General features: G+C 65.8%; 1 protein-coding gene. It reads left to right on the forward strand.

The genetic code is table 11. The features are described from left to right. On the forward strand, window positions 1–202 hold a 202-nt coding region (locus tag QZH66_RS18085), incomplete at both ends, for a hypothetical protein (protein WP_305807185.1).

Here is a 202-nt window from a genome sequence, read left to right on the forward strand (position 1 = left end):
GCGAGCGCCCCCTCGGGGGGCAGCGAACCACACGAAGTGGGGAGCGTGGGGGTCAACAAGCCCGTGATGAACTTCTTCTTCATGGAGATGAACACGCGCCTGCAGGTCGAGCATCCGGTGACCGAAGCCATCACCGGCCAGGACCTGGTGGAGTGGCAGTTGCGCGTCGCTTCGGGCGAGCCGCTGCCCTTGATGCAGGAGC

The organism is Stenotrophomonas sp. YIM B06876, from assembly GCF_030711595.1.
GTDB lineage: Bacteria > Pseudomonadota > Gammaproteobacteria > Xanthomonadales > Xanthomonadaceae > Stenotrophomonas.